27 protein-coding genes are annotated in these 26,578 nt (G+C 47.9%); 15 read left to right on the top strand and 12 right to left on the bottom strand.

Annotated features, from left to right (window positions below):
* Positions 1-15: 15 nt before the first annotated feature.
* Entirely contained in the window at positions 16-1,356 is a 1,341-nt protein-coding gene (locus KNP00_RS08705; protein WP_215144230.1) for a copper amine oxidase, read from the bottom strand.
* 85 nt (positions 1,357-1,441) lie between these two features.
* The gene (locus KNP00_RS08700) at positions 1,442-2,221 is read right to left on the bottom strand and encodes a helix-turn-helix domain-containing protein (protein WP_215144228.1); all 780 of its coding nucleotides are present in this window, start codon (positions 2,219-2,221) and stop codon (positions 1,442-1,444) included.
* Positions 2,222-2,344: 123 nt separating this feature from the next.
* Here KNP00_RS08700 and KNP00_RS08695 point away from each other — a divergent pair, with 123 nt between their 5' ends.
* Entirely contained in the window at positions 2,345-3,994 is a 1,650-nt protein-coding gene (locus tag KNP00_RS08695) for a glycoside hydrolase family 13 protein (RefSeq protein ID WP_215144226.1), read from the top strand.
* Positions 3,995-4,097: 103 nt separating this feature from the next.
* Positions 4,098-4,601, top strand: a complete 504-nt coding sequence (locus KNP00_RS08690) for a flavodoxin domain-containing protein (protein ID WP_215144224.1) — start codon at positions 4,098-4,100, stop codon at positions 4,599-4,601.
* Here KNP00_RS08690 and KNP00_RS08685 read toward each other — a convergent pair.
* On the bottom strand, positions 4,565-6,163 hold the full coding sequence (locus tag KNP00_RS08685) for a glycoside hydrolase family 55 protein (RefSeq protein ID WP_215144222.1): 1,599 nt from the start codon (positions 6,161-6,163) through the stop codon (positions 4,565-4,567). The two genes, KNP00_RS08690 and KNP00_RS08685, sit on opposite strands and share 37 nt — an antisense overlap.
* Positions 6,164-6,428: 265 nt before the next feature.
* Here KNP00_RS08685 and KNP00_RS08680 point away from each other — a divergent pair, with 265 nt between their 5' ends.
* The 4 genes from KNP00_RS08680 (at position 6,429) to KNP00_RS08665 (ending at position 8,221) form a co-directional block, all read left to right on the top strand.
* Positions 6,429-6,629: a cold-shock protein gene (locus tag KNP00_RS08680; protein WP_015880427.1), complete on the top strand. Its 201-nt coding sequence runs from the start codon at positions 6,429-6,431 to the stop codon at positions 6,627-6,629.
* A gap of 116 nt (positions 6,630-6,745) precedes the next feature.
* On the top strand, positions 6,746-7,159 hold the full coding sequence (locus KNP00_RS08675) for a pyridoxamine 5'-phosphate oxidase family protein (RefSeq protein WP_215144220.1): 414 nt from the start codon (positions 6,746-6,748) through the stop codon (positions 7,157-7,159).
* Between the two features lie 178 nt (positions 7,160-7,337).
* Entirely contained in the window at positions 7,338-7,844 is a 507-nt protein-coding gene (locus KNP00_RS08670; protein WP_215144218.1) for a DoxX family membrane protein, read from the top strand.
* Positions 7,845-7,924: 80 nt separating this feature from the next.
* Positions 7,925-8,221, top strand: a complete 297-nt coding sequence (locus KNP00_RS08665; protein ID WP_159563308.1) for a DUF3817 domain-containing protein — start codon at positions 7,925-7,927, stop codon at positions 8,219-8,221.
* Positions 8,222-8,241: 20 nt separating this feature from the next.
* Here the strand turns inward: KNP00_RS08665 and KNP00_RS08660 are convergent, their stop codons facing one another.
* Positions 8,242-9,504, bottom strand: a complete 1,263-nt coding sequence (locus KNP00_RS08660; RefSeq protein WP_215144216.1) for an MFS transporter — start codon at positions 9,502-9,504, stop codon at positions 8,242-8,244.
* Between the two features lie 102 nt (positions 9,505-9,606).
* Between KNP00_RS08660 and KNP00_RS08655 the strand changes: the two genes are divergently transcribed.
* Positions 9,607-10,797 carry a helix-turn-helix domain-containing protein gene (locus tag KNP00_RS08655; RefSeq protein ID WP_215144214.1) on the top strand — a complete coding sequence of 397 codons (1,191 nt, stop codon included), beginning with the start codon at positions 9,607-9,609 and terminating at the stop codon, positions 10,795-10,797.
* 4 nt (positions 10,798-10,801) lie between these two features.
* On the opposite strand, the gene KNP00_RS08650 is transcribed toward KNP00_RS08655, so the two are convergent.
* The 3 genes from KNP00_RS08650 to KNP00_RS08640 all read right to left on the bottom strand — a co-directional run bounded on the left by KNP00_RS08650 (position 10,802) and on the right by KNP00_RS08640 (position 14,620).
* A complete protein-coding gene (locus tag KNP00_RS08650) occupies positions 10,802-11,809 on the bottom strand; it encodes a S66 family peptidase (RefSeq protein ID WP_215144212.1) in 1,008 nt (335 codons plus the stop codon).
* A 296-nt stretch (positions 11,810-12,105) separates the two neighbouring features.
* Positions 12,106-13,098: a 5'-3' exonuclease gene (locus KNP00_RS08645; RefSeq protein ID WP_215144210.1), complete on the bottom strand. Its 993-nt coding sequence runs from the start codon at positions 13,096-13,098 to the stop codon at positions 12,106-12,108.
* 199 nt (positions 13,099-13,297) lie between these two features.
* Entirely contained in the window at positions 13,298-14,620 is a 1,323-nt protein-coding gene (locus tag KNP00_RS08640; RefSeq protein ID WP_240542802.1) for a hemolysin family protein, read from the bottom strand.
* 189 nt (positions 14,621-14,809) lie between these two features.
* On the opposite strand from KNP00_RS08640, the gene KNP00_RS08635 reads away from it, so the two are divergent.
* Positions 14,810-15,607, top strand: coding sequence for a glucose 1-dehydrogenase (locus KNP00_RS08635; protein WP_215144208.1), 798 nt, complete (start codon positions 14,810-14,812; stop codon positions 15,605-15,607).
* A gap of 33 nt (positions 15,608-15,640) precedes the next feature.
* Here KNP00_RS08635 and KNP00_RS08630 read toward each other — a convergent pair whose 3' ends face one another.
* Positions 15,641-17,596, bottom strand: a complete 1,956-nt coding sequence (locus KNP00_RS08630; protein WP_215144207.1) for a HAMP domain-containing sensor histidine kinase — start codon at positions 17,594-17,596, stop codon at positions 15,641-15,643.
* 187 nt (positions 17,597-17,783) lie between these two features.
* On the opposite strand from KNP00_RS08630, the gene KNP00_RS08625 reads away from it, so the two are divergent.
* Positions 17,784-18,104 (top strand): PadR family transcriptional regulator, encoded by a 321-nt coding sequence (locus KNP00_RS08625; protein ID WP_215144205.1) that lies wholly within the window; start codon positions 17,784-17,786, stop codon positions 18,102-18,104.
* Positions 18,101-19,132 carry a DUF4097 family beta strand repeat-containing protein gene (locus KNP00_RS08620; protein WP_215144203.1) on the top strand — a complete coding sequence of 344 codons (1,032 nt, stop codon included), beginning with the start codon at positions 18,101-18,103 and terminating at the stop codon, positions 19,130-19,132. The genes KNP00_RS08625 and KNP00_RS08620 overlap by 4 nt, the downstream gene beginning before the upstream one ends.
* A gap of 35 nt (positions 19,133-19,167) precedes the next feature.
* Here KNP00_RS08620 and KNP00_RS08615 read toward each other — a convergent pair whose 3' ends face one another.
* The 4 genes from KNP00_RS08615 to KNP00_RS08600 form a co-directional block, all read right to left on the bottom strand.
* On the bottom strand, positions 19,168-19,860 hold the full coding sequence (locus KNP00_RS08615) for a LutC/YkgG family protein (protein WP_215144201.1): 693 nt from the start codon (positions 19,858-19,860) through the stop codon (positions 19,168-19,170).
* On the bottom strand, positions 19,860-21,260 hold the full coding sequence (locus KNP00_RS08610; protein WP_276312659.1) for a LutB/LldF family L-lactate oxidation iron-sulfur protein: 1,401 nt from the start codon (positions 21,258-21,260) through the stop codon (positions 19,860-19,862). The genes KNP00_RS08615 and KNP00_RS08610 overlap by 1 nt, the downstream gene beginning before the upstream one ends.
* A 2-nt stretch (positions 21,261-21,262) precedes the next feature.
* Positions 21,263-22,000: a (Fe-S)-binding protein gene (locus KNP00_RS08605; protein WP_215144198.1), complete on the bottom strand. Its 738-nt coding sequence runs from the start codon at positions 21,998-22,000 to the stop codon at positions 21,263-21,265.
* A gap of 228 nt (positions 22,001-22,228) precedes the next feature.
* Positions 22,229-23,512 carry an NCS2 family permease gene (locus KNP00_RS08600; RefSeq protein ID WP_215144368.1) on the bottom strand — a complete coding sequence of 428 codons (1,284 nt, stop codon included), beginning with the start codon at positions 23,510-23,512 and terminating at the stop codon, positions 22,229-22,231.
* Between the two features lie 245 nt (positions 23,513-23,757).
* Between KNP00_RS08600 and KNP00_RS08595 the strand changes: the two genes are divergently transcribed.
* The 5 genes from KNP00_RS08595 (at position 23,758) to KNP00_RS08580 (ending at position 26,565) form a co-directional block, all read left to right on the top strand.
* Positions 23,758-23,991, top strand: a complete 234-nt coding sequence (locus KNP00_RS08595) for a hypothetical protein (protein ID WP_215144196.1) — start codon at positions 23,758-23,760, stop codon at positions 23,989-23,991.
* A gap of 10 nt (positions 23,992-24,001) precedes the next feature.
* On the top strand, positions 24,002-24,961 hold the full coding sequence (locus KNP00_RS08590) for a LacI family DNA-binding transcriptional regulator (RefSeq protein WP_215144194.1): 960 nt from the start codon (positions 24,002-24,004) through the stop codon (positions 24,959-24,961).
* Between the two features lie 67 nt (positions 24,962-25,028).
* Positions 25,029-25,310 (top strand): HesB/YadR/YfhF family protein, encoded by a 282-nt coding sequence (locus KNP00_RS08585; RefSeq protein WP_215144192.1) that lies wholly within the window; start codon positions 25,029-25,031, stop codon positions 25,308-25,310.
* 97 nt (positions 25,311-25,407) lie between these two features.
* Positions 25,408-25,542 (top strand): hypothetical protein, encoded by a 135-nt coding sequence (locus KNP00_RS14300; RefSeq protein ID WP_256441184.1) that lies wholly within the window; start codon positions 25,408-25,410, stop codon positions 25,540-25,542.
* Between the two features lie 93 nt (positions 25,543-25,635).
* Positions 25,636-26,565: a manganese-dependent inorganic pyrophosphatase gene (locus tag KNP00_RS08580; protein ID WP_215144189.1), complete on the top strand. Its 930-nt coding sequence runs from the start codon at positions 25,636-25,638 to the stop codon at positions 26,563-26,565.
* The last annotated feature ends 13 nt before the right edge of the window (positions 26,566-26,578 follow it).

Genomic DNA, 26,578 nt, shown 5'->3' with positions numbered 1-26,578 from the left:
CTCCCTCCTTATTGATTACTGTTCAGACACTTTACGTTTGCGAAGCGTCACGAAGGCGAGTAAGATACCGCCAAGGACAGCGAGTGCAGCGTAGAGGCTGTTCATTGATTGTTCTTGTGCGCCACCGAGACCTGTTTCAGGCATCTCTTCAGGCATCATTGTTTCTTCAAATTTGTCAGGCATTTGTGTCACGATCGCGTTACCGAGTGTTTCACCAACACCGAACATGAACGCATACCCTTCGCGGAATGACATCCAAGCCGCTTCTGCATCACCAGCGACGTATTGGTCGAACGTGTCGAGGACGAGTGTTTCATGTTGCTTGATGGCTTCTTCACCGGCAGCTTGTGGTAAGTTACCTTCTGTTGCAGCATCAAGGAATGTGCTGAAGTCGACAGCGAATTGGTCGAGTCGCATACGCGCATCTTCAATCATCGCTTCATCGCCTTCAAGTGTAGCGGCGACGATGTCACCTTGTGCCGTGATGTGATCTGAGTTCCACACTTTTTCGAACTGTGCGGCACCTTCGTCACCGTATATAGATTGAATCGCTGCTTTAAAGTCGAGTGTGTTCTGATCTTCTGCCCATGTCACATAATCATAGTCTTCTGCTTGGTCATATCCTTTTTGCATCCCGATCGCGGCGAGGGCGAAGTGTTCACCTGCGAGACTGTTCAAAGTCGAGCGAAGTTCGACAGCCGGTGTGTCGGCACCTGTTGTGAACTTGTCCGGCATTTGCATGACGACTGCGTTTGAGAGGGCTTTACTAATATCAAACATGTGCTTATACCCTTCACGGAACGTCATGTACGCTTCTTCGTAATCTCCTTCGACATAGTTATCGAATACGGAAAGGACTTGGTCTTCGTGAAGTTCAATCGCATCGGCTGCTGCGGCCTTCGGCAAGTTTCCTTCTGTCGCTGTATCAAGGAAAGTTGAGAATTCCTCTACAAATTCGTCGACTTCAGCTTCAGCTTCCATGCGTAATTCTTCGTTGTCTGATTTTGCAGCTTCTACGAAGTCAGATGAATAGTCGTTATGACCAGCGAAGATTTCTTCGAATTTCATACCGCCTTCTTCTCCATATACTGAAGAAATGGCCGGTGTCATGTCGAGCGCATTTTGATCAAGTGCTTGCATCGCCGCTTCGGCATCTGCTGCCTCGTCATATCCTTTCATCATCGACGTGACGGCTAGCACGTAGTGTTCAGACAAGAGTTGGTCGAGTGTTGCGCGAAGGTCTCCTGCTGGTGTACTCGCTGTCGGCATATGGTCATCTGCTTGTACGCCTGTCGGTACGAGTAGTCCTAAGGCAAGTGCCGGTGCTACGATCTTGTTTAACGTTTTCTTCTTCATGGGTAATCGCTCCTTTTCGTAAGTGAGTGTTGTCGTTATTTACACCCATCTAACGGAGCGGTTCAAAAAATGGATCACTCTTTTTTTATTTTTTTTCGTTTTTTTGTTGAAGAGTACGATAAACCCCTGGTGCGACGCCATATTTTCGTTTAAAAATTCTGTGGAAGTACGGGTAACTCCGAAATCCGGACAACTCCGCAATCGTTTCTAACGAATGCTTTGTATAGCGCATTTGTTCTTCGGCAAGCTTGAGGCGAATCGACTGTGCATAAGCAACGATCGTCATACCGGTCGCTTCTTTAAAGAGATGGACAGTCCGTGAAACGCTGAGTCCGACCGCATCGGCCACATCTGCTATATGGAAGTCACTCGTGACGTGCGCTTCGATAAAGCGCATCATGCGTGAAACGATGGGAGGTCGTGCGTGGGAATGCACATCTTGAATCGAGCGATCGAGCATGAGCAGGAGCGCCTGAACGAGTGTTTCGATCAAGACGGAACTCTGTTCAGATTTTGGGCGACGCACTTCTTCCGTGACATGTTGCCACAGTGAGAGAAGGCGAGAATCGATTGTGATGGAATACACTCGCTCTCGTGGGATCATCTGCCACCACGCGTCCATCGAATGTCCGGTACAAAAGATATGGTAGTCTCCGCTCGCAGGTGTATCGACGTGCATTTCATAGAAGTCACCGGGACGGACAATCAACAAGTCACCCGGCCGTGTGAAAATCGTGTCCCCGTTCACCACAATCCGCGACGTCCCTTCCGTTTGTAAACGGATCAAGTACGTATCGAGTAAGTTGGCGAATGGAAAAGTATAAGTCGTCGTGTGATATGAATAGCCACAAAAGCCGATTTCCATAATGTTCCCCTCTTTTTATAGCAAGATTGTACATATGCTAATCATATCATGGATGGTCATGGTCGTTTGCAGGCAGTACGATGAAAGCGTTGAAACGGAAATGAACTTCAAGGAGGACGTAACATGAAACAGTGGTGGAAAGAAGCGGTCGTATATCAAATTTATCCGCGGAGCTTCAATGATTCGAACGGAGACGGGATTGGGGACATTCAAGGAATCACAGAGAAAATGTCTTATTTGGCAGAACTCGGCATCGATGTCATCTGGCTCTCGCCGGTTTATGATTCACCGAACGATGACAATGGATACGATATTCGTGACTACCGTGCCATCATGGACGAGTTTGGTACGATGGCCGATTTTGATCAGATGCTTGAAGAAGCGCACCGTCACGGAATCAAAATCATGATGGACCTCGTCGTCAACCATTCTTCTGACGAACACCAATGGTTCATGGAGTCGCGTTCTTCGAAAGAGAGTCCGTATCGTGACTATTACATTTGGAAAAAAGGGAAGGACGGTCAACCACCGACGAACTGGGGTGCTTTCTTCGGCGGTAGCGCGTGGCAGTATGACGAGGCGAGTGATGAATACTACCTTCACCTCTTCAGTAAGAAACAACCGGATTTGAACTGGGAAAGCGAGACGCTTCGCCGTGAAGTGTATGACCTCATGACATATTGGCTCGATAAAGGGGTCGATGGATTCCGGATGGACGTCATCAACATGATCTCAAAAGACGAAAGCTATCCAGACGGTCAAACGCAAGGGACAGGATATGGTGATGGTACGCCATTCTTCTTTAACGGACCACGCATCCATGAGTTCATGCAAGAGATGAATCGAGAAGTGTTGTCGAAATACGACACGATCACGGTCGGTGAGATGCCAGGTGTCAGTGTGGAAGAGGCGAAACTCTATACAGGTGAAGACCGCAACGAACTGAACATGGTGTTTCATTTTGAACACGTGGACGTCGGGAACGGGAGCTTCGGGAAGTGGAATCCGACGGACTGGAAGCTGACTGAACTAAAAACCATCTTCTCCCGCTGGCAAGAAGGGCTCGAAGAGGAAGGGTGGAACAGCCTGTACTGGAGTAACCATGACCAGCCCCGTGCCATCTCGCGCTTTGGAAACGATTCGCCTGAATATCGCGTCCGTTCTGGAAAGATGCTTGCGACGCTTCTTCATCTATTAAAAGGGACACCCTATATTTATCAAGGGGAAGAGTTCGGCATGACGAACGTCGCCTTTGATTCCATTGATCAGTATCGGGACATTGAAACGTTGAACGCCTATCGCGACTACACCTCAAAAGGGTTGTTAACACACGACGAGATTTTCCGTGGCATCCATGAGCGGGGACGTGACAATTCACGCACACCTGTACAGTGGTCAGACGAAGCCCACGGTGGTTTCACGACAGGAACGCCTTGGATCGACGTCAATCCGAACTATGTTGACATCAATGCGGAAGCAGCACGGAAGGACCCGGATTCACTCTTCCATTACTATCGTCAGCTGATTGCACTTCGAAAAACCAATCCGCTCGTCGTATATGGAAAGTATGAGCTGCTGTTACCGGAAGATGAGGCGGTCTATGCATTCACACGTTCGTATGAAGGGGAGACGTGGCTCGTTCTCTGTAATTTCTCAGATGAAACACAACAGCTTGATTTACCGTATGACGTGACAGAGCGTGTCATCGGAAACATGGAACCGGTTGAAACGTTCACCCTTCGTCCATACGAAGCACAAGTGTACAAACTGTGACCAAAAGCTCGCCAGACGGCGAGCTTTTTTGAGTGCATACGTATCGTCTCGCGATGATTCGGGAATAGTGTAAGTAACGTCTGACATGAAAAGAGGGAACGACATGGGTACTTTAATCGCGTATTCATCTAGGTACGGAACGAGCGAAAAAGTAGCAGCCTTATTGGCTGAACGTCTAGAAGATGTTCGTGTACAAAATATCGTCGAAGAACCGGACGTCAAATGGGAAACGATTGACCACGTCATCGTCGGTAGTTCGATTCGGATGGGTACCATTCAGGACGAGATGAAGGAATGGTTGGCGCGTCACGAACCACATTTACTTGAACGCCCCCTTGCCTTGTATCTATGTGCCGGGACACCGACGGAATCGGAGCGGATTCGCGAGCTAGAAGAAGCTTATCGTGACACGCTGCGCGAGCATGCCTATTTCGTCGAGGTCGTCGGAAGCGGGTATGACTTTGAACGGATGGGCTTTTTAGACAAGGCGATCGTTCGGATGATGGCCAAACAGAAAGAAAGTTCGCTTCAACTCGATGACACCAAACTGAATCAACTTGTAGAGGCGGCTCAAACGTCAGAACGCACCCGATCCGAGAATCCGTAAGCGAGTAGTTCTTGGGCATCAATCGGACTTTTCGTGGAGATGAGGACATCTCCACTCTTTTTCTGTCCTTTAATCTGTTGAATGGCAATCTGTTCAAGTTGGCGACCGATTTTCAAAGCGATGGGCGCGGACTCTTGACACTGTAAGTCATCGATCGTCACGTCATCCGTACGATGATCTCCCCCGAATAGTTCGAGGTCGGCTCGGGCCGTGGTAAACCCGCGCACGGAGATTCGTTTCAATTGAACGCGTCTCGACTTGTATTGAATCGCAAGCGCTGGATGGTGTTTGTAGTCGTAGGTCGGGTCGCCAATCGCCGTCAAACCATGGATGAAGACGTCCTGATATGCGGAGACGACCAGGCTTCGTGGTGAGGATTTTTCATATAACGAGCTACGGACTGGTTTGATGGACACCAAGTTCGTGCCAGATAAGAAGCGTGCCGTCTCCGAGTTTGGATCGTCTGCCAAATGATGACCGATATGGCGGAAGTTAAACGAGCGGTTGTCGTGAACGGAAAGATGTCCGAAAATATGGACGTCATGAGCCGCGGACGAGGTGCCATGTCCCTTCACTTCGACTCCTCCAAAACACGCTTCACTCTTATTGTTCACGAGCGTGACGTGACGCGATCCGTCATCAATCTCGATTCCATTCGAATTGGAGAATCCTGAGGCGTGCGTTCGACCGTGGGGATGATGACAATAACAGTTCGTAATATAGATGGCATCACTATGATGTGTCGTGATTCCGTCATCCCCATAGTTCGTCGCCTCGAGGTGATTGAGATGGACATACCGGCTCCCGTTTGCCGCACGTAGACCGTCACCTAAGTAATGATAATGCGGAGCAGTGATATCAAACGCATGGAGTCCAGCATTTTTAGCCGTCACGTGATGCACCCATCCATACGTCACATGTGCAAACGTCAAGGCACTCGATGTCGTGTCACCGCTCGTCGTCCGTTTCACATCCCCTAGACGGTCGACGTTCCAATCGAGCGTAAGATGTGAGACTTCGATATGATGGTTTCCCGCAAACGGCGTGGCGTTCCGTAATAATCGACGATGTTTCGGTGCACGGTCGGACAGTTTGAGAATCGTGATATCTTGACCGGCCCCTTCAAGTATGCAATTAGAAGGAAGACGAATCCCCCGGACGATAAATACGCCCTTCGGGACAACGACACGACGATTGGAGCGGATGGCGAGACGAAAGGCGAGGGTGCAATCCGTTTTTCCATCTCCGACAGCTCCGTAGTCGGTCACATCGACGCGGTCTTTTGTCACTTGCATCAAGTTCAAATACTCGGCATCGAGCCGACGCATCCAGACGGGACGAACGACGCCGTCGATTTGTTCGAGCGGGAGTGCGGTTCGAACAGGGGTGATCCGTTCCGTCAACGGGATGCGGCATGGGATGGACTGATGTTGCTCTGAAAAGGCATTCTCACGTGTCGCACGATGCCACTCGAGTGTCTGATGAATCAAGTCTCTTTCAGACCAATCGGAATGTGAGGTAATCATTGATGCAACGGACTGTCGATCAGGTGAGTGATTCATAGTTGTTCCTCCTAGCTTCATCTTCTCTAAAGTGTTGTACCCGTTTTTCACCCGATTTTTAGCAATCAGAAGTATTTACTAGACAGAAGCATCTAGCCGTGTTATATTCAATATGTGCTTAATTAAGAATAGCTGGAATCATAATTCACAAGTGCTTGGGATTATTTTTCATTAGATAATCCAGAGGCTTGTATTTTTTTTGGTCAAGTTTTTTCTAGTAAGGCACTACTATAACGCATAGCGTTTATTTCAGGAGGGTTCATTCATGAACACAGGTAAAGTAAAATGGTTTAACTCAGAAAAAGGTTACGGCTTCATCGAAATGGAAGGCGGAGACGACGTATTCGTACACTTCTCAGCAATCCAAGGCGACGGCTTCAAAACACTTGAAGAAGGCCAAGAAGTAACTTTCGAAATCACTGACGGAGCTCGTGGACCACAAGCTTCTAACGTTGAAAAAATCTAATCTTCCTTTCTAAGGAATATGATACCTGCTCGCATCGGCGAGCAGGTTTTTTGTGTTTAATCATATAGTTTGAGGGAACAGTATATGAGCGACAAATCATGAAGGAGGAATTCGGAATGAGTGCAAAAGACACGGCAAAAAAAATTTTAGAGGCGAGCAATGTCGGGACGATGGCGACCGTATATAAGGTGAAGCCACATAGTCGATATATGACATTTTTCCATGACGACTTCACGCTCTATACGGCGACGTCAAACGACACAGATAAAGTAGAAGAGTTAGAAAAGAATCCATATACGCATATTTTGATTGGTTATGATGGCGATGGAGTGGGCGACACATACTTAGAGATCCTCGGTAAAGCGACCGTGTCGGATGATGAATCGATGAAAGAGAAAGTATGGAACGACAAACTCGAAGGGTGGTTCGAAGGCCCGGACGATCCGAAACTCGTCATTCTCAAAATCGAACCAGAATCGATGCGTGTGATGAACAAGAAAGGTGAGTCACCTCAAGAAGTAACGTTGTAAACCGATTGATGACGCCTCCAAAAGGCGTCTTTTTTATGGATGTGTATAGATTATGTCATGAACGTGGACAAACTATGAACAAACTAAAATACATATGTGAAAAAGTGAGCATGGATGTTATATTGTGAATGTAATCACATTATTCATTTATTTAACTTCTTGAAGGGGAGGAATCATCATGTTCATGAAATTTTGGCAAAATCATAACATCGCCACAGCCATCTTGACGGTGTTACGCGTATGGCTCGGTTATCATTGGTTAACGGCAGGGTGGGGTAAAATCACGGGAGGTTTTGGAACAGAAGGGTTCTTGAACAATGCGGTGACACTCGCTTCTGGAGAGCATCCAGCTGTTGCCGGTTGGTGGGCAGCATTCCTCGAAAACGTTGCAATCCCGAACGCTGGCCTATTCGATGTCCTTATTCCTTACGGTGAATTCCTGGTCGGGTTAGGATTACTGCTCGGTGCCCTCACACGTAGTGCAGCGTTCTTCGGTCTTGTCATGAACATGGCTTTCTTGCTCTCGGGAACGGTCAGTACGAACCCAACGATGTTGATCGTCTCCGTATTGATTTTGGTTGCCGGTCACAACGCTGGAAAATTCGGAGTCGACGGCTTGTTCCTACGCAACTTTGTCGAGTCAAAAGTGTTACATCGTTCACCAAATCGTCAAATAGCCTCGTAAGTTTTATGCGTTCTCTTGTGACAAACCTCTCACGTTTCGGATACGATAGATATAGCCTACAGAAATAAAGGAGAACGCATATGACTACGACTCATTTTAAATGGCTTGGCTACACAGAAGGCGTATCCTTCTTGTTGTTACTGTTCATCGCGATGCCATTGAAATATATGGCTGGCATTCCACTTGCGGTCAGTATCGTCGGTGCAGCACACGGTTTCTTGTTTGTGGCCTATGTGCTCGCAGCGATGTACATGGCATGGCGCTTGCGCTGGGGATTCAAAGTGTTGACGCTTGCCGTCATGGCGTCGGTTATCCCATTCGGACCATTCTTATTAGAAAAACGGGTACTCCCGTCAACAGAGAAGACATCGAACTGATTCGTTCGATGTCTTTTTCGTTATGATACACGTTCCATTGACTGGGCCGAATCTCGTTCTGCTCGAATGTCATGACGGATGCGATACGTAAGAACGAACGTACAGACGAGTAGACCGATCATACATGCGGTGTATAGGTGTGCAACGGGCACAAGGTCACTTAATACTCCGAATAGAATAAAACCGATTGGTGTAATTCCCATCGCAAGTGACTCGAGTACACCGATGACGCGCCCTAAATAATTCGGATCTGTATTCGTTTGAAGAAACAGTTGAATCGGAATGTTGACACGTACGATCAAAAAGCCGCTCAATAAAGCGAATATCGCAAAAAAGAAAATCGAAGTGAGGACGTTGAAGTTAAAATATAATGGAATGGCAGGGCCGACAAATAGAACGCTTAATATGACCAGGGCAGATCGCATGGTCGATAGGCGATGTTTGATTTTGAATAACGGTAAGGCATGCAGTAAGGACGCGACTAAAAATCCGATGGCAACCATGCTTTCAAGCAGCCCGAACTGAAATGGGGAGACACCGACCTCTTGTAATGCTGCAATCGGGAATAGCACTTCTGACGCGACAAAAAAGAAGTTCAAAAATGCGGCCAGGACGGCGACCGTCCATAAAACCCGTTGTTGCTTCAAATAAGAGAGACCAGATCGTACATCTTCCCATGTGGATTGTTCGGTTGGAGCAATCTCTTTCTGATGAAATGTGAGTCGGGAGGCAAGCAAGGCGGCAATCATAAAAAATAGGGCTGAGCTGAATAAAAACACGGGAATCGGTACAAGTTTAAACAGTGCGCCGGCAAGAAGCGGGGTGCCGATACTTGAGATGGAGATGATACTTTGAATGAGAGAGTTGGCACGTTGAAGCTCTTCCTCCTCAAACAGAAGTGGAATCGAACTCGATAATGTGACCGATAAGAAGGTTGAGACAATCGACAAGAAGAACGTGATGACATAAAAGGTGGGTGCTTCAAACGTCCAAAGCAAGCTTCCGACACCGGCGAGTAAAAATAATCCCCCATTCAAAGACTCCATCTTGATGATGACTCGTTTTCGGTCCAGTTTGTCCGCATAAGCGCCAGCGAATGGAGATAAAAGCACTCGAGGTAATGTTCCTGCAAGTAAGACGAATGCGAATTGCAGTCCAGATCCAGTCGTCGTCAACACCGTGAGTCCCGCCACAAACGTAAATAAGTTGGATGCAAACAGTGACATGAATTTACCGAGTAATAAAATCGATAAATTGGAAGAAAAGAATTTCAAAGAGAACACTCCTTTGCAAATTAGTTAAATGTGATTTAACATTATCATAAAGGCAATAGATTGGAATGTAAACATAAAGTTCAATATAATTTAACTTATAGAGGTGTCAATATGATTGGTGAACGAATTAAAGCGTTGCGAAAACAGAAAAAAATGACCCAAACACAGTTGGCGGAAGGCATCGTCACGAAATCGATGCTCAGTATGATTGAAAACGGGAAAGCAGAGGCATCGATGCGCAGTTTGCGAGAACTTGCCAGTCGATTGGATGTCTCGATGCAACAGTTGTTGACCGATCCGAAAGAGGCCGAACTGCAGTCACTGGTGGAAAAGCTAGAGTTTGAGGAGATGCAACTCATTTCACTACCGGATCAAGAAATTCGGGAAACGCTCAAGCCTTACTTACAGACAGAAATGAACTCCGTGTGGCAAGGGAAAGCATACATGTTGTATGGGGATACGTACTTTCAAGAGGGCGACAGTGAGAGAGTACTAGCCTACTATGACCGTGCGATTGAGATTTTTGAGAAGCTAGGTGAGTCCGAGGAATTGGCGATGGGACGAATTAGCCAGGCTTATTATTTATTGATGTGGAATCGATATGAAGAATCGATTGAACGGATTGAAGTGATTGAATTACTTGATGCAAAATATATGAAAACAAAGACGAGAACTGAATATGCCATGTTGATCGTCTTTAAAAATCTTCTTTGTAATGAGGATTTGGAAGGAGCGATTCAACAGCTTGAAGGCGCGCTCGACTATATGAAGCGAACGATGATTTATTATCGTGCAGACGACGTATATCGTACCATTTCGATTTGTGCCCTCTACTTGAACGATGAGAAAAAAATTCGTGAGTCGTTACGGAAGGCAAAACAATACATTCAATTCACGGAAGACCGTTTGGCTGAAATCAAAGTGGCGCTTTCTGAAGCACTCTACGCGATGGAATTTCGATATGTCGAACTATTAGGAAAGAACATCAAATTGATGGAATCCCTTACGACAGCTAAAGATCCGTTCATTGCATCGATTGCGATGGCAAAAGGCGTGTACTATGCGCTACAAGGTGAAACGGACAAGGGAAGGGAACATTTATTGGAACTGTGGGAAAACAGAGACGAGTGGACAACGCACAGTTTAGTCGATATCGCCATTTACTATGAGGGATTATTAAGAGGAACGCTGAACGGATGCGGGGACGACTGGGTACCGGTCATCAGAGAAAAAGTAGCAGAATTCCCACGAGGTCTGTTTCGCAAACGTCTAGAATTATTACTACAACAAATCAAGGGCTGACGCATCAGCCCTTGAACGTTTGAATCAATGTCCCTTGCCCATGCTCGACTTGGACAGACGCATGGGCCCCATTGACGAGCGTCATTTGCGGGGGGACGTGTCCGCAGTCGATATCGTAAAAGATGGGAACACCGAGCATATCGTGAATCTCCTCATAAATCATCTCGATCGTATAGTCTTGATGCGAAGACGGTGCCTCACTCCGTCCGAATAGAATACCAGACGTCTGATTGAACCAACCGGCCCACTTCATTTGAAGGAGGCTTCTTTTTACTGCCGGAACGTTCATCTCTACGTTCTCAAAATACCAAAGAATTGGCTCGTCGTTCAGATGTTCGCGCTGGAACGTCTCGACGTCTCCATACGGTGTCCCGATTGTATGTAAGAGCACATCGAGACATCCGCCGAGCAAGCGTCCCGTTGCATTCTGACCGCCAATCGCTTTCCATTCGGTCGTTTCCGTCAGATGAAACAGATGTGGCGTCGGATTGTCGAACTGCCATTCTTTTTGAAACTTTTCGGATGAGCGCTGGATGACGGTCTCTTCGACCCGGGTCGAGAGGACATCGAGCCAGCGTGAACTCGTCTCATCCCACATATCGGCACGTAAATCGACTAAGTTCGGTCCATGGGCCGAGGCAATCCCGGTTTTTAGCGTATAGACGAATAGCAACAGACTCGTATCTGAATAGCCGAGCATCCATTTTGGGGACAATGATTGCCAATCGATTTGATCGAGAATCTCCATCAAGAGCTCTCCTCCCCAAGGCGGGATGATCAAGTCGACTTTGTCATCTTGAAGTAGAGCTGTCAGTTCGTGGGCACGCACTCGATTCGGGGCAGACTTTCCAAATCGTTGCTTCCACACATTCGGAGTAAAATGCAACGTGAACCCGCGATTGGAAAACGTATGTTCCGCTTCATGCAAGAGATGGTGCAGTTCTTCTGGTATACCTGACGAAGGGGCGGTGACCCCGATTTGATGACCGGTTAACTGTGGATAACGAATCATGACGACCTCCTGTGGATAAGTGATGTGTTCAATAGGAAAAATGGGTTATCCACATGTGGACAACTGAGCGGGTCACTTTGGCATGATACTAGCTTACACTGAGCAGGGGATGTGACCTGTCGAGTGTCATGAAGAAAATCAAACATTCTGGAATCATTGAAATCACTATACCATGTTGCACTGACTTTTGTGAGGACGGTCGACTTGACGGGAATTACCTGTTGATTGATGAAGAAAAATGAGATGTTTCTCGCTTCCTTTATACAAAAGAACGGACGCTTGAGGGCGTCCGTTCTTTAACGTGCGGATACTTTTTTCTGACTTGCGTTAAACGAGACACGAATTCCGCGTTTTTGATACGCTTGCTCGACTCGCTTCGGGTTGAGACTGAGCTCGAGATGAGCCAGTTTCAAATGTTCAAGTGCCGGCACCGTGACATCAAGACGAACGAGCTCCATGTTGCGCTCTGCTTTTTTGCGTGTTCGTCTCAAGTTACGGGGCACCTCCTCTGACGTCAGTGCCGCGATCGTTTCATTTACTTGTTGTCGTTTGTCACCTTTGATGCTCAAGGCAGAATACAGCTTATCGAGCGAACCGAATCGCTTGATCAGTTGGACTGATTGGTTTTCGTCTAGCCCGGCGACTGGAGGGATTCCGTCAGAACGGTCTCCCGTCAACGCTTTAACGGCTGACAGTTGCTTCGGTTTCAACCCTTCGTATAACGCCGCAATCTCTTCTGGTCGAATTTCTAGATGACGCTTGAGCGGTAACGGACGGTTATCACGAATATCACAGCGAGCCTGCATTTGCTGAAGCTCCTGCGTCTGCAACCAAACCGTGATTCGTGGACTGACAAGCTGTAACAAGTCTTTATCTTTTGTCATGATGACCACAGGGGCACTGCAGCTGAATTTACGCGCGATGTGGGCGATCAAGTCTTCCCCTTCATACCCTTCCACTTGAAATTGTGGGATTCCACTATCTTCAAGCAATTGGCGCATGAGCTCCATCTGTGCTTTCAATTCAGGCGGTGTTTGACGTCTGCGGCGTTTATAGCCCGGGTACAGTTCTCGACGCCATAATGTTTCACGTGAGACGTCCCAGACGACGACAAAATGAGTCGGACGATGTCTGCGTAAAATCGTCCGAATGAGGCCGGTCATTCCGATGACGGCACTCCGATCGTTTTTGGATACCTCGCGTCCTTTTTTCGTTCGGCTCGCGGCGGCACCATAGTAAGCACTGGCCAGCATGGAGTTACCGTCAATCAAAAATAGTTTGCGTTCCATGCGTAACCTTCTTTCTATTTACTTTCTGTTTAAACCGAACATCTCGCCATGTTTCGGTGATGTTGTGTCATTGAGTGAATCACACCCAAATAAGCAACATATGTGCAGTATATCACGGCAAGAGTCGAAAATATAGCGACAGTTCGGTTCATAGATGAAAAACCCTTCTCCAATCTTTGGAGAAGGGCGGGTGAAAGGGTCATTCGGATAACGGTTCTTCTTCTTTATAAGACGCTAAAATGAGGTCTACGAAAACGATGCGGTGGTTATCGACTTCGCTGACAATCAGTTCATGGTTGCCAGGCAACGTGAAGCGCTCACCTGTCCGGGCATTCGCTTTTTGCGACAAGACAAACCCGCCGACCGTATCGACGTCATCCTCGATTTCGATGCCGAAACGTTCTTCGAGTTCTTGTGTCAACACAAGTCCGGAAAGACGATAGTGTTTCGGGGCAATCTCTGTAATCTCTGCCTGTTCATCCCGGTCGAACTCGTCGCGAATTTCACCGACGATTTCTTCTAAAATGTCCTCAATTGTCAAAAGGCCGGCAGTACCGCCATACTCATCGATGACGAGGCACATCATCGTCTGCGCATTCTGCATTTTCACCATTGCTTCTTGGAGCGGCGTGAACTCAGTGACGAGCGGTAATTGATGGATGAACGACTCGAATGGAGCGTCATTTTTTGAGAGTTGGGCGGTGAAAAGTTGTTTCGCATTCACAAACCCGAGCACATCGTCCCGGTCGCCATCTCGTGTGACCGGATAGCGTGTATACTGGTGCTCTTCGACGACTGAAATGATCTCTTCAATCGTATCTTCTTCATCGATTGTGACCATGTTCATTCGTGGGACCATGGCATCTTTGGCGACGCGTTCATCAAAAGAAAAGATGTTTTGTACATACGCCAATTCATTTTCATTAATTTCACCACTACGAAAACTTTCCGTCATGATAATTTTCAATTCTTCTTCTGAATGAGCCGTCTCCTGGGCCGTCGTCTGCACCCCGAATAAACGAAGTGTAAATCGCGCCATACTGTTCAAGACGCGAATGAACGGATAAAAGATTTTTGTAAACACATAAAGCGGTCGTGCAACGAGGAGCGTTATTTTTTCAGCCTCGTGAACCGCTAGCGTTTTTGGCACCAACTCACCGATGACGACGTGTAGGAATGCAATCAGTAAGAATGCAATCAGAAACGACAAAAATGTCACGAGAGAAGAAGATAAGTTTAGCTGTTCGACCAATGTATGAATATATTTTTCAATTTGATCGGCGCCGATCCATCCAAGTCCGAGCGCGGAGAGCGTGATTCCGAACTGAGAAGCAGAAAGTGAGTCGTCGATGTTCTCAATCACTTTTTTCGCACTGACTGCTTTTTTATTTCCTTCGAGCACGAGCTGGTCGAGTCGGGCACCGCGCACTTTCACGATGGAAAATTCGGCTGCCACAAAAAAGGCGGTGAAGAAGATTAAGAGCGCAACGATGAATAAGCTTAGTAACATGGGACTGTCCAACAATTCCCCCAAAAATCGGGGAGTCACCTCCATTGATTATAGAATCAAACGTCTTTCAGGCTGTTCCTGAAAACGAATAGTTTGTTTCAGTATAGTTGATTTGTTTCAATTATTCAAAATGCAGACAATCATGTTTGATAAAGAGGAGAATGCGGGAACTGAACACGAGAAGATGAAGGAGGAATTCATATGGCAAACTATCCGGAACTAAAAGGCAAAGTCGCTGTCGTCACAGGAAGTTCAAAGGGGCTTGGTCGAGCGATTGGCGAGCGTTACGCAAGAGAAGGGATGAATGTTGTCCTAAATTATCGTAGCAGTGAAAAAGAGATGGAAGAAGTCATCCGTGGCATCGAAGCAGGTGGCGGAAAAGCGGTCGCCGTGAAAGGAGACGTCTCTGAAGAAGGTCTCGTGGAGAAAATGATTGAGAAAGCGATTGCTGAGTTCGGCAAGATGGATATCTTCGTCAACAATGCCGGTGTTCAAGTCGAGGCAAAAACACATGAAATGGAATTCGACAATTGGAAGAACATTATCGACGTCAACTTGAACGGGACGTTCCTTGGTGTCCGTGCCGCCTTGAGATATTTTGTTGAGAACGGAATCGAAGGCAATATCATCAACATGTCTTCTGTTCACGAAGTCATCCCACGTCCGGGTTATACACATTACGCGGCAAGTAAGGGCGGCGTAAAAATGTTTACAAAATCAGTCGCACTCGAATATGCGCCGAATCACATTCGCGTCAATGCGATCGCACCTGGGGCAATCGATACGCCAATCAATGAAGAGACGATGAACGACCCAGAAGAGAAAGAAGGGTTAGAGGCGCTCATTCCATCTCATGCGATTGGGAAGCCAGAGCAAATCGCTGCCGTCGCTGCTTGGCTCGCTTCAGATGAGTCCTCATATGTGACAGGCACGACAATCTTTGCGGATGGTGGCCTGTCACTTTATCCATCATTTGGTCCAGAGAATAAAGTACAGTAAACAAGAGGGTGCGGCATCGCACCCTCTTGTTGTTTAGCTACTCATCTGACTCGTGACATCCATTTTTGGAAGACTGACGGTGAAGGTTGAGCCTTTGCCGATGCTCGATGTGGCGTGGATTGTCCCGCCATGACCTTCTGCAATCTCTTTACAGATGGCGAGCCCGAGACCCGTCCCTCCGATTTTTCGGCTTGCCGAGTTGTCGACGCGGTAAAACTTGTCGAACAGTTTCGGAAGCGCCGTCTGAGGAATTCCGATTCCATAATCTTCTATCGAGATATCGATCCAATCCGGTCGGTCACTGACTACACGAATGTGGATTTCGCCACCACTCGGGGAATATTTGACCGCATTGTGTAACAAATTCGTGAAGAGTTGATTCAGTCGCGTCCGGTCTCCGTACACATAAAGCTCTTCTTGATAATCAAACACAATGTGATGATGTTGACTCGCTCCTTGATACACTGTGACGGTTTGCTTAAGAATATCAATCAAGTGCTCACGTTCGTTATGATACGTCTGCTTGCCGGCCTCCATGCGTTGGACATCGAGTAAATTCGAAATTAATTCCTCAAGACGCAATGTTTCTTGATGAATCATTCCTAAATATTTTTCGGAACGTTCAGCGGATAGTTTACGGAAACGAAGAAGTTCCGTAAATCCGATAATACTCGTAAGTGGAGTCCGGAGCTCATGAGAGACGGTCGAAACGAGTTCGGTTTTCAAACGGTCGACTTCCGTCTCATGTGTCACATCACGGAAGACGAGCATCGTGCCATGGCGTGTTCCCCTCAAGTAAATCTTCTCCGCATACATTTGAATGAAGCGCTCTTCCTGATTCATCGAGAAGGTGACGCTCTCTTCTTTGCACTGTCCATCGAAGGAGCGTTCCATAAACGCAAAGAAATCATCCTTTTGGTCGACCTGCAACCCAAGTTCTTCAAGACTCGTGTCTAAACGATATAAGTCGACTTCATTTCGTTTCGTGATCGGTTGGTTGAATAGGACGAACAATGCTTGGTTCGCCACTTTTTCACTTGTTGCATGCTCCACATAGATGACGGCATCACGAATCGAGTGAAGGAGGCGTGCGGTTTTCTCACGCTCTTCCTCGATTCGATAGCGTTGTGTCGTAAGAGATGTCGCCATTTGACGGAAAGACGTCGTCAATTGACCGACCTCGTTTTTAGACTGGACGGCTGCTGGCGTGACCGGTTGTCTCTCTCCGGCAAGACGCTTACTGTTTTCAATCAACTCTTGAAGTTGTCCCGTCAAGCGTCTTACATATGGACGGGCGACGATGAAGAGGATGAAGAGGACCCCGAGTAAGGAGAGGAGCCAAAGGGCCTGCGCCCACTTCGTATGCGTCGTAAGTTGAGCGCGAAGCGCATCCTCTTCTGCGTTCAGCGAGTTTCGATATTCCGTGAAGACGCTCTCCATATCAACGATGCTCGCACTCATATCCGCCGCACTTTTCGAATTGATCTTAAACTTTCGGTCTGCAGGCGGTTCTTCTTGCGGATTCACTTTACCGAGTGTCGGCATCTTCAAGAATGGTTCGGTCACACTTCCGTCCCGTTTTCCTTCTACATAGCGTTCGAGGCTAGGCATGACGCGCTCTTGATAAGCAACAAACAGCGTACGGGCATCGTTCGCATACGTTTGCTCCTTGTCCGTCACGGCGTTTTGTTCAAACCAAGTCGTCTGTTCGTCAATCAAAACTTGTTTGTCTTGCACACGATTTAACAACGCTTCGTCTCCGAGAAGGACATATCCGCGCATTTCATATTGCATGGACTGCCACGTCTCAAACAACTCGGTCGCGTTCGTGCGCCGTTCACTAATGCTCTCGAGCGATGACGTCGTCTGTTCAATTTGATTTTCTGTATATACATATACGATTAGAGATGTAAGGAGGATCAGTCCAATAAATAAGTAGAAGACGGATAAAAATTGTCTTCCGATCCGCTGGTCAATCCACGACTTCATAAAGGCCATTCCTTCCTAGAATGATGAACATTCCGACTGTGACTTTTATCTACGAGTGTCATTCTTTCATTGTACAGATTCAACTCTTCAGATGCTATCTATTGAGAAATCAGACAAATATAACTATTGTTTATTGAACAGTAGTATTCGATGTGCTATTATCTTATGTATAGTAGGGGGTGGGAGGATGAATCCTCAATTTAAAAAAGGAGTGTTGAACCTGTGTGTGTTGGCGCTCGTAGCGGAACGTGATCGCTACGGCTACGAACTCGTCCAAGCGATTTCGGCAAAGGTGTCGATTTCAGAAGGGGCAGTTTATCCGTTGTTGCGTCGACTGACAACGGAAGGTTATTTTACGACCTATCTGACCGAGTCCGGGGAAGGTCCGCCACGGAAATACTATCAGATCACGGAACAAGGTCGGACACATTTGACTGAACTGCGAGCGGAATGGAACGTATTCACGACCGGCGTCAATGACTTAATCCGAGGGGGAGAAGACAGATGAATGAAGAACAATACTTGTCAGAGCTCGAACAATTGTTGATGAACGTGAAAGTGAAAGACCGTCTTGATATTTTACGAGACGTGTCTGAATATTTCACGAGCGGTCGTTTGGAAGGGAGAAGTGACGAGGAGATGGCACGCGAGCTAGGCGAACCGAGCGTCCTCGCCTCAGAACTGCTCGCCTCTGTCGATGTTGAAGGATTGGATTCGACACGGTCGCCTGCGGTTGTCAAAAGTTCGGCCGTCGCTTTCCAAAGTGTCTTGATTCAAGTACAAAACGCGCAAGTATTCGTCACACCCTCTCAAGATGGCTATGCTTACGCAACGCTCGAAACCGAGACAGAGCATGGGGTGATGATGGATATCGTTGGAGATACGCTAGAGATCCGAATCGAATCGGAGCGTCGCTTCGGTCTCTCCGACCTGTTCTCATGGTTCGGCTCGAAAGCGCCGATGCTTCGGGTCGAGTTACCACATCACGCCTATCATCAGATTCACCTGAAGAATAGTCACGGTTCAAGTGATGTACAAAACCTTCGAACGGAGCGATTGCATGTGGAGAGTGAGAACGGTCGAATCATTGCGCATCAGATTCAGGCGAAACATGGCGTCCTGCGTACCTCGAACGGGAACGTTCTCGCGTCAAGCTGTCACGGTCACGATTGGGAACTCCATTCCTCGAATGGTCGTGTCGAAGCGAAACGCTCTCTGTTAGACCATATCAACATTCATTCATCGAACGGCCGAATCGACGTCGATCACGTTACGGGTGCAATCGATGCCAAAACCTCGAACGGACGAATTGACTGTATCGTTCAAGCAATCGAGGCACCGATTCGTTTGAAGACGAACAATGGAAAGATTGACTTGCACGTTGATGAGTATCCAAAAGATGTCACCATTCGAGCAAAATCACGAAATGGAAAAGTCGATGTGTTCGGGGAACGGTCAAAAGAATGTGTATTTGGAGACGGGTCGATTGACGTGAAATTGACAAGCTCGAACGGAAGCGTCACTGTATCGAAATAAACACAGCCCCTCCGTCAATGATGGAGGGGCTGTACTTATAGGTCATGCACTAAAACATAGGCGACTCGAACAGGCCCATGCACACCGACGATCAGGTTCATCTCGATGTCGGCCGAATTCGACGGACCGGAGATGAAATTGACACCGTTCGGGGAATGGAGACCGTCTCGGTCGAGTGCAGCAAGTTGTTGTGCGGTTTGCGTCATACGTGGAACGAGGACAGATTTCGGGATGATGGCAATATGGTCTTGTGGTAACAGACTGATCGTCCGTGATTTACCAGGCTTCGCATATTGGGCGATTGTCGCACTTTCCGCAAACGCCGCATCCGCAATCGTGATCCCGATGTCAGCACGGGCGGCGAGTTCTCGACTCGTTTCTGGTTTTGTTGAATCCCACCAAACGAACGTCTCGCTCGTTGAAGGTGCCCAAGCGGAAATTCGCTCATCGTTTTCTGCGAGAATCCGTGTTCCATCATAACGCTCAATCAAAAGGCGGAGCGTATCATCAAGATTCGCAGATTCACATTCCACCAAGTCGGTATGAATTCGGGTGGCGACCATACGAAACGTTTCAAGTAGCTCTTCTTCGCTCGCGCCTTTCAACACCTCGTCTTGCGGACGATGTGTATACTCCCGCTTTGGTGGCGTGAGGTCGACTTCACGACCAAATTGTTTGGCGATGCGTTGTAAAAAATCTTCACGGTTTGTGATCGTACCAGGATTCATCATGCGTTCCCCCGTTTCTTGAACCAATCTCGGACAGTCTGTTTATTTGGTTGCGGCAAATCTTTTGAATCCGTCCAAGCAGGCAGTCCTTTTTCGATTTGTCCGGATGTGGCGAATGGCGATGTCGCAAACGGTGCAACGTGTTCCGCTGCTTCGAACAAGAACGGACTTGATGACGTGACGGCAAATCCTTTCATCGCGATCCGTTCCACAAAAGGCGATTGTTTTTTCTCCTCTACGATGACACGGCGATGTTCGATCAACAGCTCGTGTAGCGGAATCTTTACGGGACACGCTTCGGTACAGGCACCACAGAGACTCGACGCGTAAGGGAGTTCTTTATAGTTCTCGTATCCGTCAAGAAGCGGAGCCAAGACGGCACCAATCGGACCCGGGTAGATTGACCCGTACGCATGACCACCGATATGACGGTAGACGGGACAAACGTTGATACAGGCCGCGCAGCGGATACATTGCAAAACCGATTGGAACTGTGTCCCGAGAATGCCGGAACGTTTATTGTCGACGATGACGAGGTGGAATTCTTCTGGTCCATCGACTTCACCGGCCGTGCGTGTTCCGGCGAATGTCGTGATGTATGACGTAAGTCGCTGACCGACGGCACTTCGGCATAACATATTGACGAGCACCTCGAACTCTTCATAGGACGGGACGACCCGTTCCATCCCCATGACAGAGATGACCGTGTCAGGAAGCGACGTCACCATGCGTCCGTTCCCTTCATTCGTCACAAGCCCGACGGCCCCGCTCTCCGCGATGGCGAAATTACAGCCGGTGATCCCGACTTCTGCCTTCAAAAAGTCTTTGCGCAGCTCTTGACGCGCATAACGACCAAGTTCAGTCGGATCATTTGAACCGGTATATCCATGAGCAGTGAACGTCTCGTGTACAGCGTCTCGATCTTTATGCAGGGCCGGGGCGACGATGTGGGACGGTGGGTCTTCATCGAGTTGCAAAATCCATTCCCCGAGGTCGGATTCGACGACGGTGCAACCTTCTTCCTGAAGTGCCTCGTTCAATCCGATTTCTTCCGTGACCATCGATTTCGATTTCACGACATGTTTGGCTTGTTTCGAGCGAACGACCTCCCGAATGTAGCGATTCGCCTCTTCTGGTGTCTCTGCGAAAAAGACGCTCCCGCCACGTTTTGAGACATTTTCGCTCAATTGATATAAGTAATAGTCCAAATGTTCAAGCACATGCTGACGAATTTCTTCCGAATGATTGCGAAACGCTTCCCAGTCCCCGAGTTCGCCCGCAGCATGCAACCGTCCATCCCGTAGCCGGTTTTGAGCCGAACTGACGGCTTGACGCATAAACGCATCCTCAATCCCGTCTTTCCGACGGTCCTGAAACTTCTCATCTAACCGAATCCCCATGCTCATGCTTGCTTCACCCCTTCATTTAAGACTTCGGCGATATGCATCACTTTAATTGGATGTCCCTGTTTATGAAGACGTCCGCCGATGTTCATCAGGCATGACGCATCCGCTCCAATCAACACCTCTGCGCCTGATTGCAAAATCGATTCGACTTTTTCATCTACCATCTGCACCGACACGTCTGGCATTTTGACGGAGAATGTCCCGCCGAACCCACAACAGTTATGTACGTTCGCGAGGGGGACCATCGTCAGTCCATCGACATTTCCGAGTAACTTTCCGGGAGCCGCTTCGATTCCGAGCAGGCGGGTCATATGGCAAGACGCGTGATAGGTCGCTGTAGCGGGAAACTTGGCACCGACATCGGAAACTTCGAGCACATCGACGATGAACTGCGTCAGTTCGAACGTTTTGGCGGCAAGCGCTTCTGCGCGGGGGCCCCACACCGGATCATCTTGAAACAAATGCGGATAGTCGCGCATCATCATGACACACGATCCCGATGGTCCGACGATATACTCTGCATCCGTCTTCTCGAACGTTTCAATCATGTGTTTGGCAATTTTTTTTGTCTCCTCATGATAGCCACTATTGTAAGCGGGTTGCCCGCAGCAAGTCTGTTCAAACGGGAAAGTCACATCACACCCTAAATGTTCGAGTAGTTCGACTGTCGCTTGTCCGACAGATGGAAATAACGTATCGGACAAACACGTAACGAATAGAGCCACATTCGGCATAACCATTCCTTCTTTCTTCTCATGATAGCGATTTCAACGTCATTATTTCACAATGAGTAGAAAAATTACAGAAAAATGGGGAGAAAAACTGATTTATTTGTAAAATACTGTCTAATTGATAACGTATCTCATTGAAGCGATATTCATCTCTTTTCTGATATGAAACAGGTAAGGAGCATGTATAACAGAAAAAAATCCTCGTCACATGACAAGGATCTTCTGTCTAACTCATAGGAAGAACATTTCCAAGATGAAGAGTGCGGCGAACAAGTAGATGAGCGGGTGAACCGTCTCTTTGTTCATCGCTTTGAAGATTGGGTATAGGATGAATCCGAATGCGATTCCGCGTTCGATGCTGCCTGACAATGGCATAATCAAAATCGTCATGAATGCTGGGAAGTATTCGCTAAAATCGCTCCAGTCGATGTACCGGACATTCGTCAACATGAGTGCACCGACGATGATGAGGGCGGGAGCCGTGATCGCCGCGACGCCAGAAATCGCGCCGATGAGCGGGCTGAAGAAAAGTGTCAATCCGAACAATCCAGCGACGATGGCCGTCGTGAGACCTGTACGTCCACCTTGGGCGACACCGGCGGCAGACTCGATGTATGCCGTAGACGGACTCGTTCCGACGAGCGATCCACCCATTGTGGCAAGCGAATCGGCAAAGAGTGCACGGTGACCGTTTTCGATTGTTCCATCTTCTTTTAAGAGCCCCGCCTGTTTTCCGACACCGACTAGCGTACCTGTCGTATCGAACAATGTGACGAGGAAGAACGAGAGGACAGCCCCGAACAAACCATATTGAATGACGTCACTAAATGCCGTCACAGGGTTGACCATGAGCCCTTCCGGAAGCGTCGGCATCGCCGTGACGCCGTCGATTTGTAAGATGTCCATGAAGTACGCCACAATCCCGGTGAGTACCATCCCAATAAGTAAAGAACCGGGTACGTTGCGTGAGAAGAGAAGTGCCGAGACGATCAAACCACCGAGTACAAGGAGTACTTCTGGCGAGGACACGTCACCGAGACGTACCAAGTTCGCTTCATCGGCAACGATCAAGCCTGATAACTTTAATCCAAGTGAAGCGATGAAAAGACCGATTCCGGTCGTGATGGCATGCTTCAACGAAGTCGGTATTGCTTGAATCAGTTTTGTCCGAATCGGTGAGAGCGACAAAATCAAAAAGAAGACGGACGAGACGAACACGACGCCGAGCGCGGCGGACGGGGCAATCTGCTCTTGGGCGACAAGCGTGTAAGCGAAGAATGCGTTGAGCCCCATCCCTGGCGCCACCGCAATCGGTAAGTTCGCATAAAACGCCATCAAGCCTGTCCCGATGAGGATGGCGATGATTGTTGCCGTGAATGCTTGAGCGAACGGGATCCCAGCATCAGAAAGGATAGCCGGGTTGACGACAGAGATGTACGCCATCGTGACGAACGTTGTGATTCCGGCGGTCACTTCCTGTTTAACATTCGTTCCATGTTGTTTCAGTTGAAAGATATTCATCGATAAAACTCCTTATTTCGGTCTATTTCCGAACATTAATTAATAAAAATGTTTAAATTAACGTTATCAACTTGATGACTATACAAAATTGTTTAATTCCCGTCAATTGTTTTGAGTAAAAAACGTGAAAAATGGAAGTTAAGAATAAATAATGTTCGGAAATAAACTTTTTTTAAAATGATGCTTGCTCTGAAACGCGTTTCAGAAGATACGGTATAGACAAAGGGAGGGGAACCGATATGAAATCGACAACGTGGAAGACATGGTGCAGTGGAATCGTATACGAGCTCGTCATCAATCAGTTGTATACACCGTTTGGAAAGATGTTGTGTACCCGTTTTCGTGAAGAGTTTCTCCATTTACCGATAGAAGAGCGCTTCCGCCTCGTTCAGGCGATTCGTTGTCAAGTCGTCGAAAGAGGTGACAGTCAGCAAGCAGAGTGGGTACACTATATGCAAAGACTGACAAGTTGAGGTGAGACGAATGGCAAACATTCGAGATATCGCAAAGCACGCTGACGTTTCGGTGACGACGGTCTCGCGCGTCTTGAACGAGCATCCGTACGTATCGAAAGAAAAGCGGGTCCGTGTCCATGAAGCGATGAAGGAGCTCGGGTATTTGCGGAATCAACAGGCGTTGACGTTGTCAACAGGAAAGACACAACGAATCGTCGTTATCTTGCCGTACATGGATCATCCGTATTACGGTTTCTTCGTTAATGGACTCGCCAAGGCGGCGCTCGAGCATAACTACCGACTCGTCATGTGGCAAACGGAATATAAACTGAATGAAGAACGGCAAGCGCTCGATTTATTGAAACATCGCGAAGTCGATGGGGCGATTGTTTTGTCCCACGAGATGTCCTTTAAGGAAATGGAGACGTATCGCGCCTATGGACCAATCGCTGTGGCGACTGTCGGCGCACCGGAGACAATTTCGTCGATTCATGTTGATCATTACGCGTCGTTCATATCAGGTATTCGTGTGTTACAGGAACACGGATATGAAGAGATTGGAATCATCTTGTCAAGAAGCCATAGTCCCAGTTCCCTTGCGCGTCAGCAAGCCTATTTCGATGAAGTAGCGCATGCGCGTCAGCAATGGATTTGGACCGGTTATTTGACGAGCGAGGACGGCATTCGGTTAGCTGAAACGTTCCTCTCACAAAAAGAGCGTCCTCGAGCGCTCTTTTTCTCGTCTGATTATGTCGCCCTCGGATTTTTAGGAGAGATGCAAAGAAGGCATATCGCCATCCCTGAAGAAGTCGCCATGCTAGGGTTTGACGGGCATCCAATCGGTCATGCGTTCGGACTGTCGACGATGCTCTCACCGAATGAAAAAATCGGGCGACGCTTATTTGAAACGACGCTCGCCGAGATGAACGGGGCTCAACCGGAAACGCATGGCATGACGGTGAGCTATCAAGTTGGCACAACACTTTAGGCAACTTCCTCGCTCGACTCTTTTGAAACGTTTAGAATGAAAGGAGTAGTCGAGAGGAGGAGATGTTATGAAGATTCAAGTAACAGAAGAAGCGCTCCAATGGTTCAAACAAGAGATGGAAGTCGAAGCGGGCCAAACGGTTCGTTTGTTTGCAAAATACGGGGGTTCAACAGACTTGACACACGGTTTCTCCGTCGGGGTCATCACGGAAGACGTGAGCAATGCGGCTGTTGAGACAGAAGAAGACGGCATTCGTTTCGTCGTGGCGGAACAAGATGAGTGGTTGTTCCAGGGGCAAGACGTGAAAGTCGAGCTCCGCGGAGAAGAAATCGTCTTCGTACAGGCCTGACGTTTCAGTTTGTTTACGTTTGATGAAATGTCGTTTCGTGAAATCTAGCTTGGGGAACAGATTACGACAAGTCAGATTTTCGAAAGGATGACGTAATATGTCAGACAAAGAAAAGCGTGAACAAGAAGAGAAAGAGAAGTTAAAACGAGATCAACCGGATATCTCCCACGAAGAGGATTCAAAAGGAGATCATTCCGACCTCGAGGAGACAGATGAAGACGAACAATCATAAGAGCCGACATGGCTCTTTTTGTTTGGGAATTGAAAGAAATGCCGTGGACGTTATAATGGATAAGGGAAAACTATTTAGTGAGGAGAATGAGATATGAGTACAGTACTAGTCTTCGGACATAAAAATCCAGATACCGACACGATCACATCAGCACTCGCCTATGCCGAGTTGAAAAAGAAATTAGGGATGGACGCAGAAGCGGTCCGTCTCGGTGAAGTGAACGGGGAAACGCAATATGCGCTCGATCACTTCCGCGTGAAAGCACCACGTTTGATTGAAAGCGTGAAAGGCGAGGCAGAAGAAGTCATCTTAGTCGACCATAACGAATTCCAGCAAAGTGCGGATGGCATTGAAGACGTGCGAATCCTTGAGGTCATCGACCACCACCGCATCGCGAACTTTCAAACGGCAGACCCGCTCTACTATCGTGCGGAGCCAGTCGGATGTACGGCGACGATCTTGTTGAAGTTGTATAAAGAGCATAGCATCGACATCGCAGCGGACATGGCTGGTTTGATGCTTTCAGCCATCATCTCGGACTCGCTTCTCTTCAAATCGCCGACATGTACGGACGAGGATATCAAAGCGGCGAAAGAACTTGCTGAAATCGCTGGCGTCGATGCGGAAACATACGGTCTCGAGATGCTCAAAGCGGGTGCGGACCTCAGTCAAAAAACGATTGAAGAGCTCATCTCACTCGATTCGAAGGAGTTTGCGATGGGGGACTATCGTGTCGAAATCGCACAGGTGAACACGGTCGATGCGAATGATGTCTTGAACCGTAAAGAAGAAGTCGAAGCCGCGATTGCCAACACGGTTGCAGCAAAAAACTTGGATTTGTTCGTATTCGCCATCACGAACATTTTGACGAACGATTCGGAAGCTATCGTCGTTGGACCAAAACCAGAACTCTTCGAACAAGCGTTCAACGTGACTCTTCAAAACGGATTGGCGACACTTCCTGGCGTCGTCTCACGTAAGAAGCAAATCGTGCCATTCTTGACTGAAGCCGCGACAAAATAAAAACTCGAAGCCG

This window comes from Exiguobacterium qingdaonense (genome assembly GCF_018617855.1).
Lineage (GTDB): Bacteria > Bacillota > Bacilli > Exiguobacteriales > Exiguobacteriaceae > Exiguobacterium > Exiguobacterium qingdaonense.
This window is presented reverse-complemented; position numbering and strand designations above follow the sequence as displayed.

Bases quoted from the DNA above. Each gene is read 5' to 3' on its own strand.
- KNP00_RS08705 (WP_215144230.1), bottom strand. From the start codon at position 1,356: ATGAAGAAGAAAACGTTAAACAAGATCGTAGCACCGGCACTTGCCTTA.
- KNP00_RS08700 (WP_215144228.1), bottom strand. From the start codon at position 2,221: ATGGAAATCGGCTTTTGTGGCTATTCATATCACACGACGACTTATACT.
- KNP00_RS08695 (WP_215144226.1), top strand. From the start codon at position 2,345: ATGAAACAGTGGTGGAAAGAAGCGGTCGTATATCAAATTTATCCGCGG.
- KNP00_RS08690 (WP_215144224.1), top strand. From the start codon at position 4,098: ATGGGTACTTTAATCGCGTATTCATCTAGGTACGGAACGAGCGAAAAA.
- KNP00_RS08685 (WP_215144222.1), bottom strand. From the start codon at position 6,163: ATGAATCACTCACCTGATCGACAGTCCGTTGCATCAATGATTACCTCA.
- KNP00_RS08680 (WP_015880427.1), top strand. From the start codon at position 6,429: ATGAACACAGGTAAAGTAAAATGGTTTAACTCAGAAAAAGGTTACGGC.
- KNP00_RS08675 (WP_215144220.1), top strand. From the start codon at position 6,746: ATGAGTGCAAAAGACACGGCAAAAAAAATTTTAGAGGCGAGCAATGTC.
- KNP00_RS08670 (WP_215144218.1), top strand. From the start codon at position 7,338: ATGTTCATGAAATTTTGGCAAAATCATAACATCGCCACAGCCATCTTG.
- KNP00_RS08665 (WP_159563308.1), top strand. From the start codon at position 7,925: ATGACTACGACTCATTTTAAATGGCTTGGCTACACAGAAGGCGTATCC.
- KNP00_RS08655 (WP_215144214.1), top strand. From the start codon at position 9,607: ATGATTGGTGAACGAATTAAAGCGTTGCGAAAACAGAAAAAAATGACC.
- KNP00_RS08650 (WP_215144212.1), bottom strand. From the start codon at position 11,809: ATGATTCGTTATCCACAGTTAACCGGTCATCAAATCGGGGTCACCGCC.
- KNP00_RS08645 (WP_215144210.1), bottom strand. From the start codon at position 13,098: ATGGAACGCAAACTATTTTTGATTGACGGTAACTCCATGCTGGCCAGT.
- KNP00_RS08635 (WP_215144208.1), top strand. From the start codon at position 14,810: ATGGCAAACTATCCGGAACTAAAAGGCAAAGTCGCTGTCGTCACAGGA.
- KNP00_RS08630 (WP_215144207.1), bottom strand. From the start codon at position 17,596: ATGAAGTCGTGGATTGACCAGCGGATCGGAAGACAATTTTTATCCGTC.
- KNP00_RS08625 (WP_215144205.1), top strand. From the start codon at position 17,784: ATGAATCCTCAATTTAAAAAAGGAGTGTTGAACCTGTGTGTGTTGGCG.
- KNP00_RS08620 (WP_215144203.1), top strand. From the start codon at position 18,101: ATGAATGAAGAACAATACTTGTCAGAGCTCGAACAATTGTTGATGAAC.
- KNP00_RS08615 (WP_215144201.1), bottom strand. From the start codon at position 19,860: ATGAATCCTGGTACGATCACAAACCGTGAAGATTTTTTACAACGCATC.
- KNP00_RS08610 (WP_276312659.1), bottom strand. From the start codon at position 21,260: ATGGGGATTCGGTTAGATGAGAAGTTTCAGGACCGTCGGAAAGACGGG.
- KNP00_RS08605 (WP_215144198.1), bottom strand. From the start codon at position 22,000: ATGCCGAATGTGGCTCTATTCGTTACGTGTTTGTCCGATACGTTATTT.
- KNP00_RS08595 (WP_215144196.1), top strand. From the start codon at position 23,758: ATGAAATCGACAACGTGGAAGACATGGTGCAGTGGAATCGTATACGAG.
- KNP00_RS08590 (WP_215144194.1), top strand. From the start codon at position 24,002: ATGGCAAACATTCGAGATATCGCAAAGCACGCTGACGTTTCGGTGACG.
- KNP00_RS08585 (WP_215144192.1), top strand. From the start codon at position 25,029: ATGAAGATTCAAGTAACAGAAGAAGCGCTCCAATGGTTCAAACAAGAG.
- KNP00_RS14300 (WP_256441184.1), top strand. From the start codon at position 25,408: ATGTCAGACAAAGAAAAGCGTGAACAAGAAGAGAAAGAGAAGTTAAAA.
- KNP00_RS08580 (WP_215144189.1), top strand. From the start codon at position 25,636: ATGAGTACAGTACTAGTCTTCGGACATAAAAATCCAGATACCGACACG.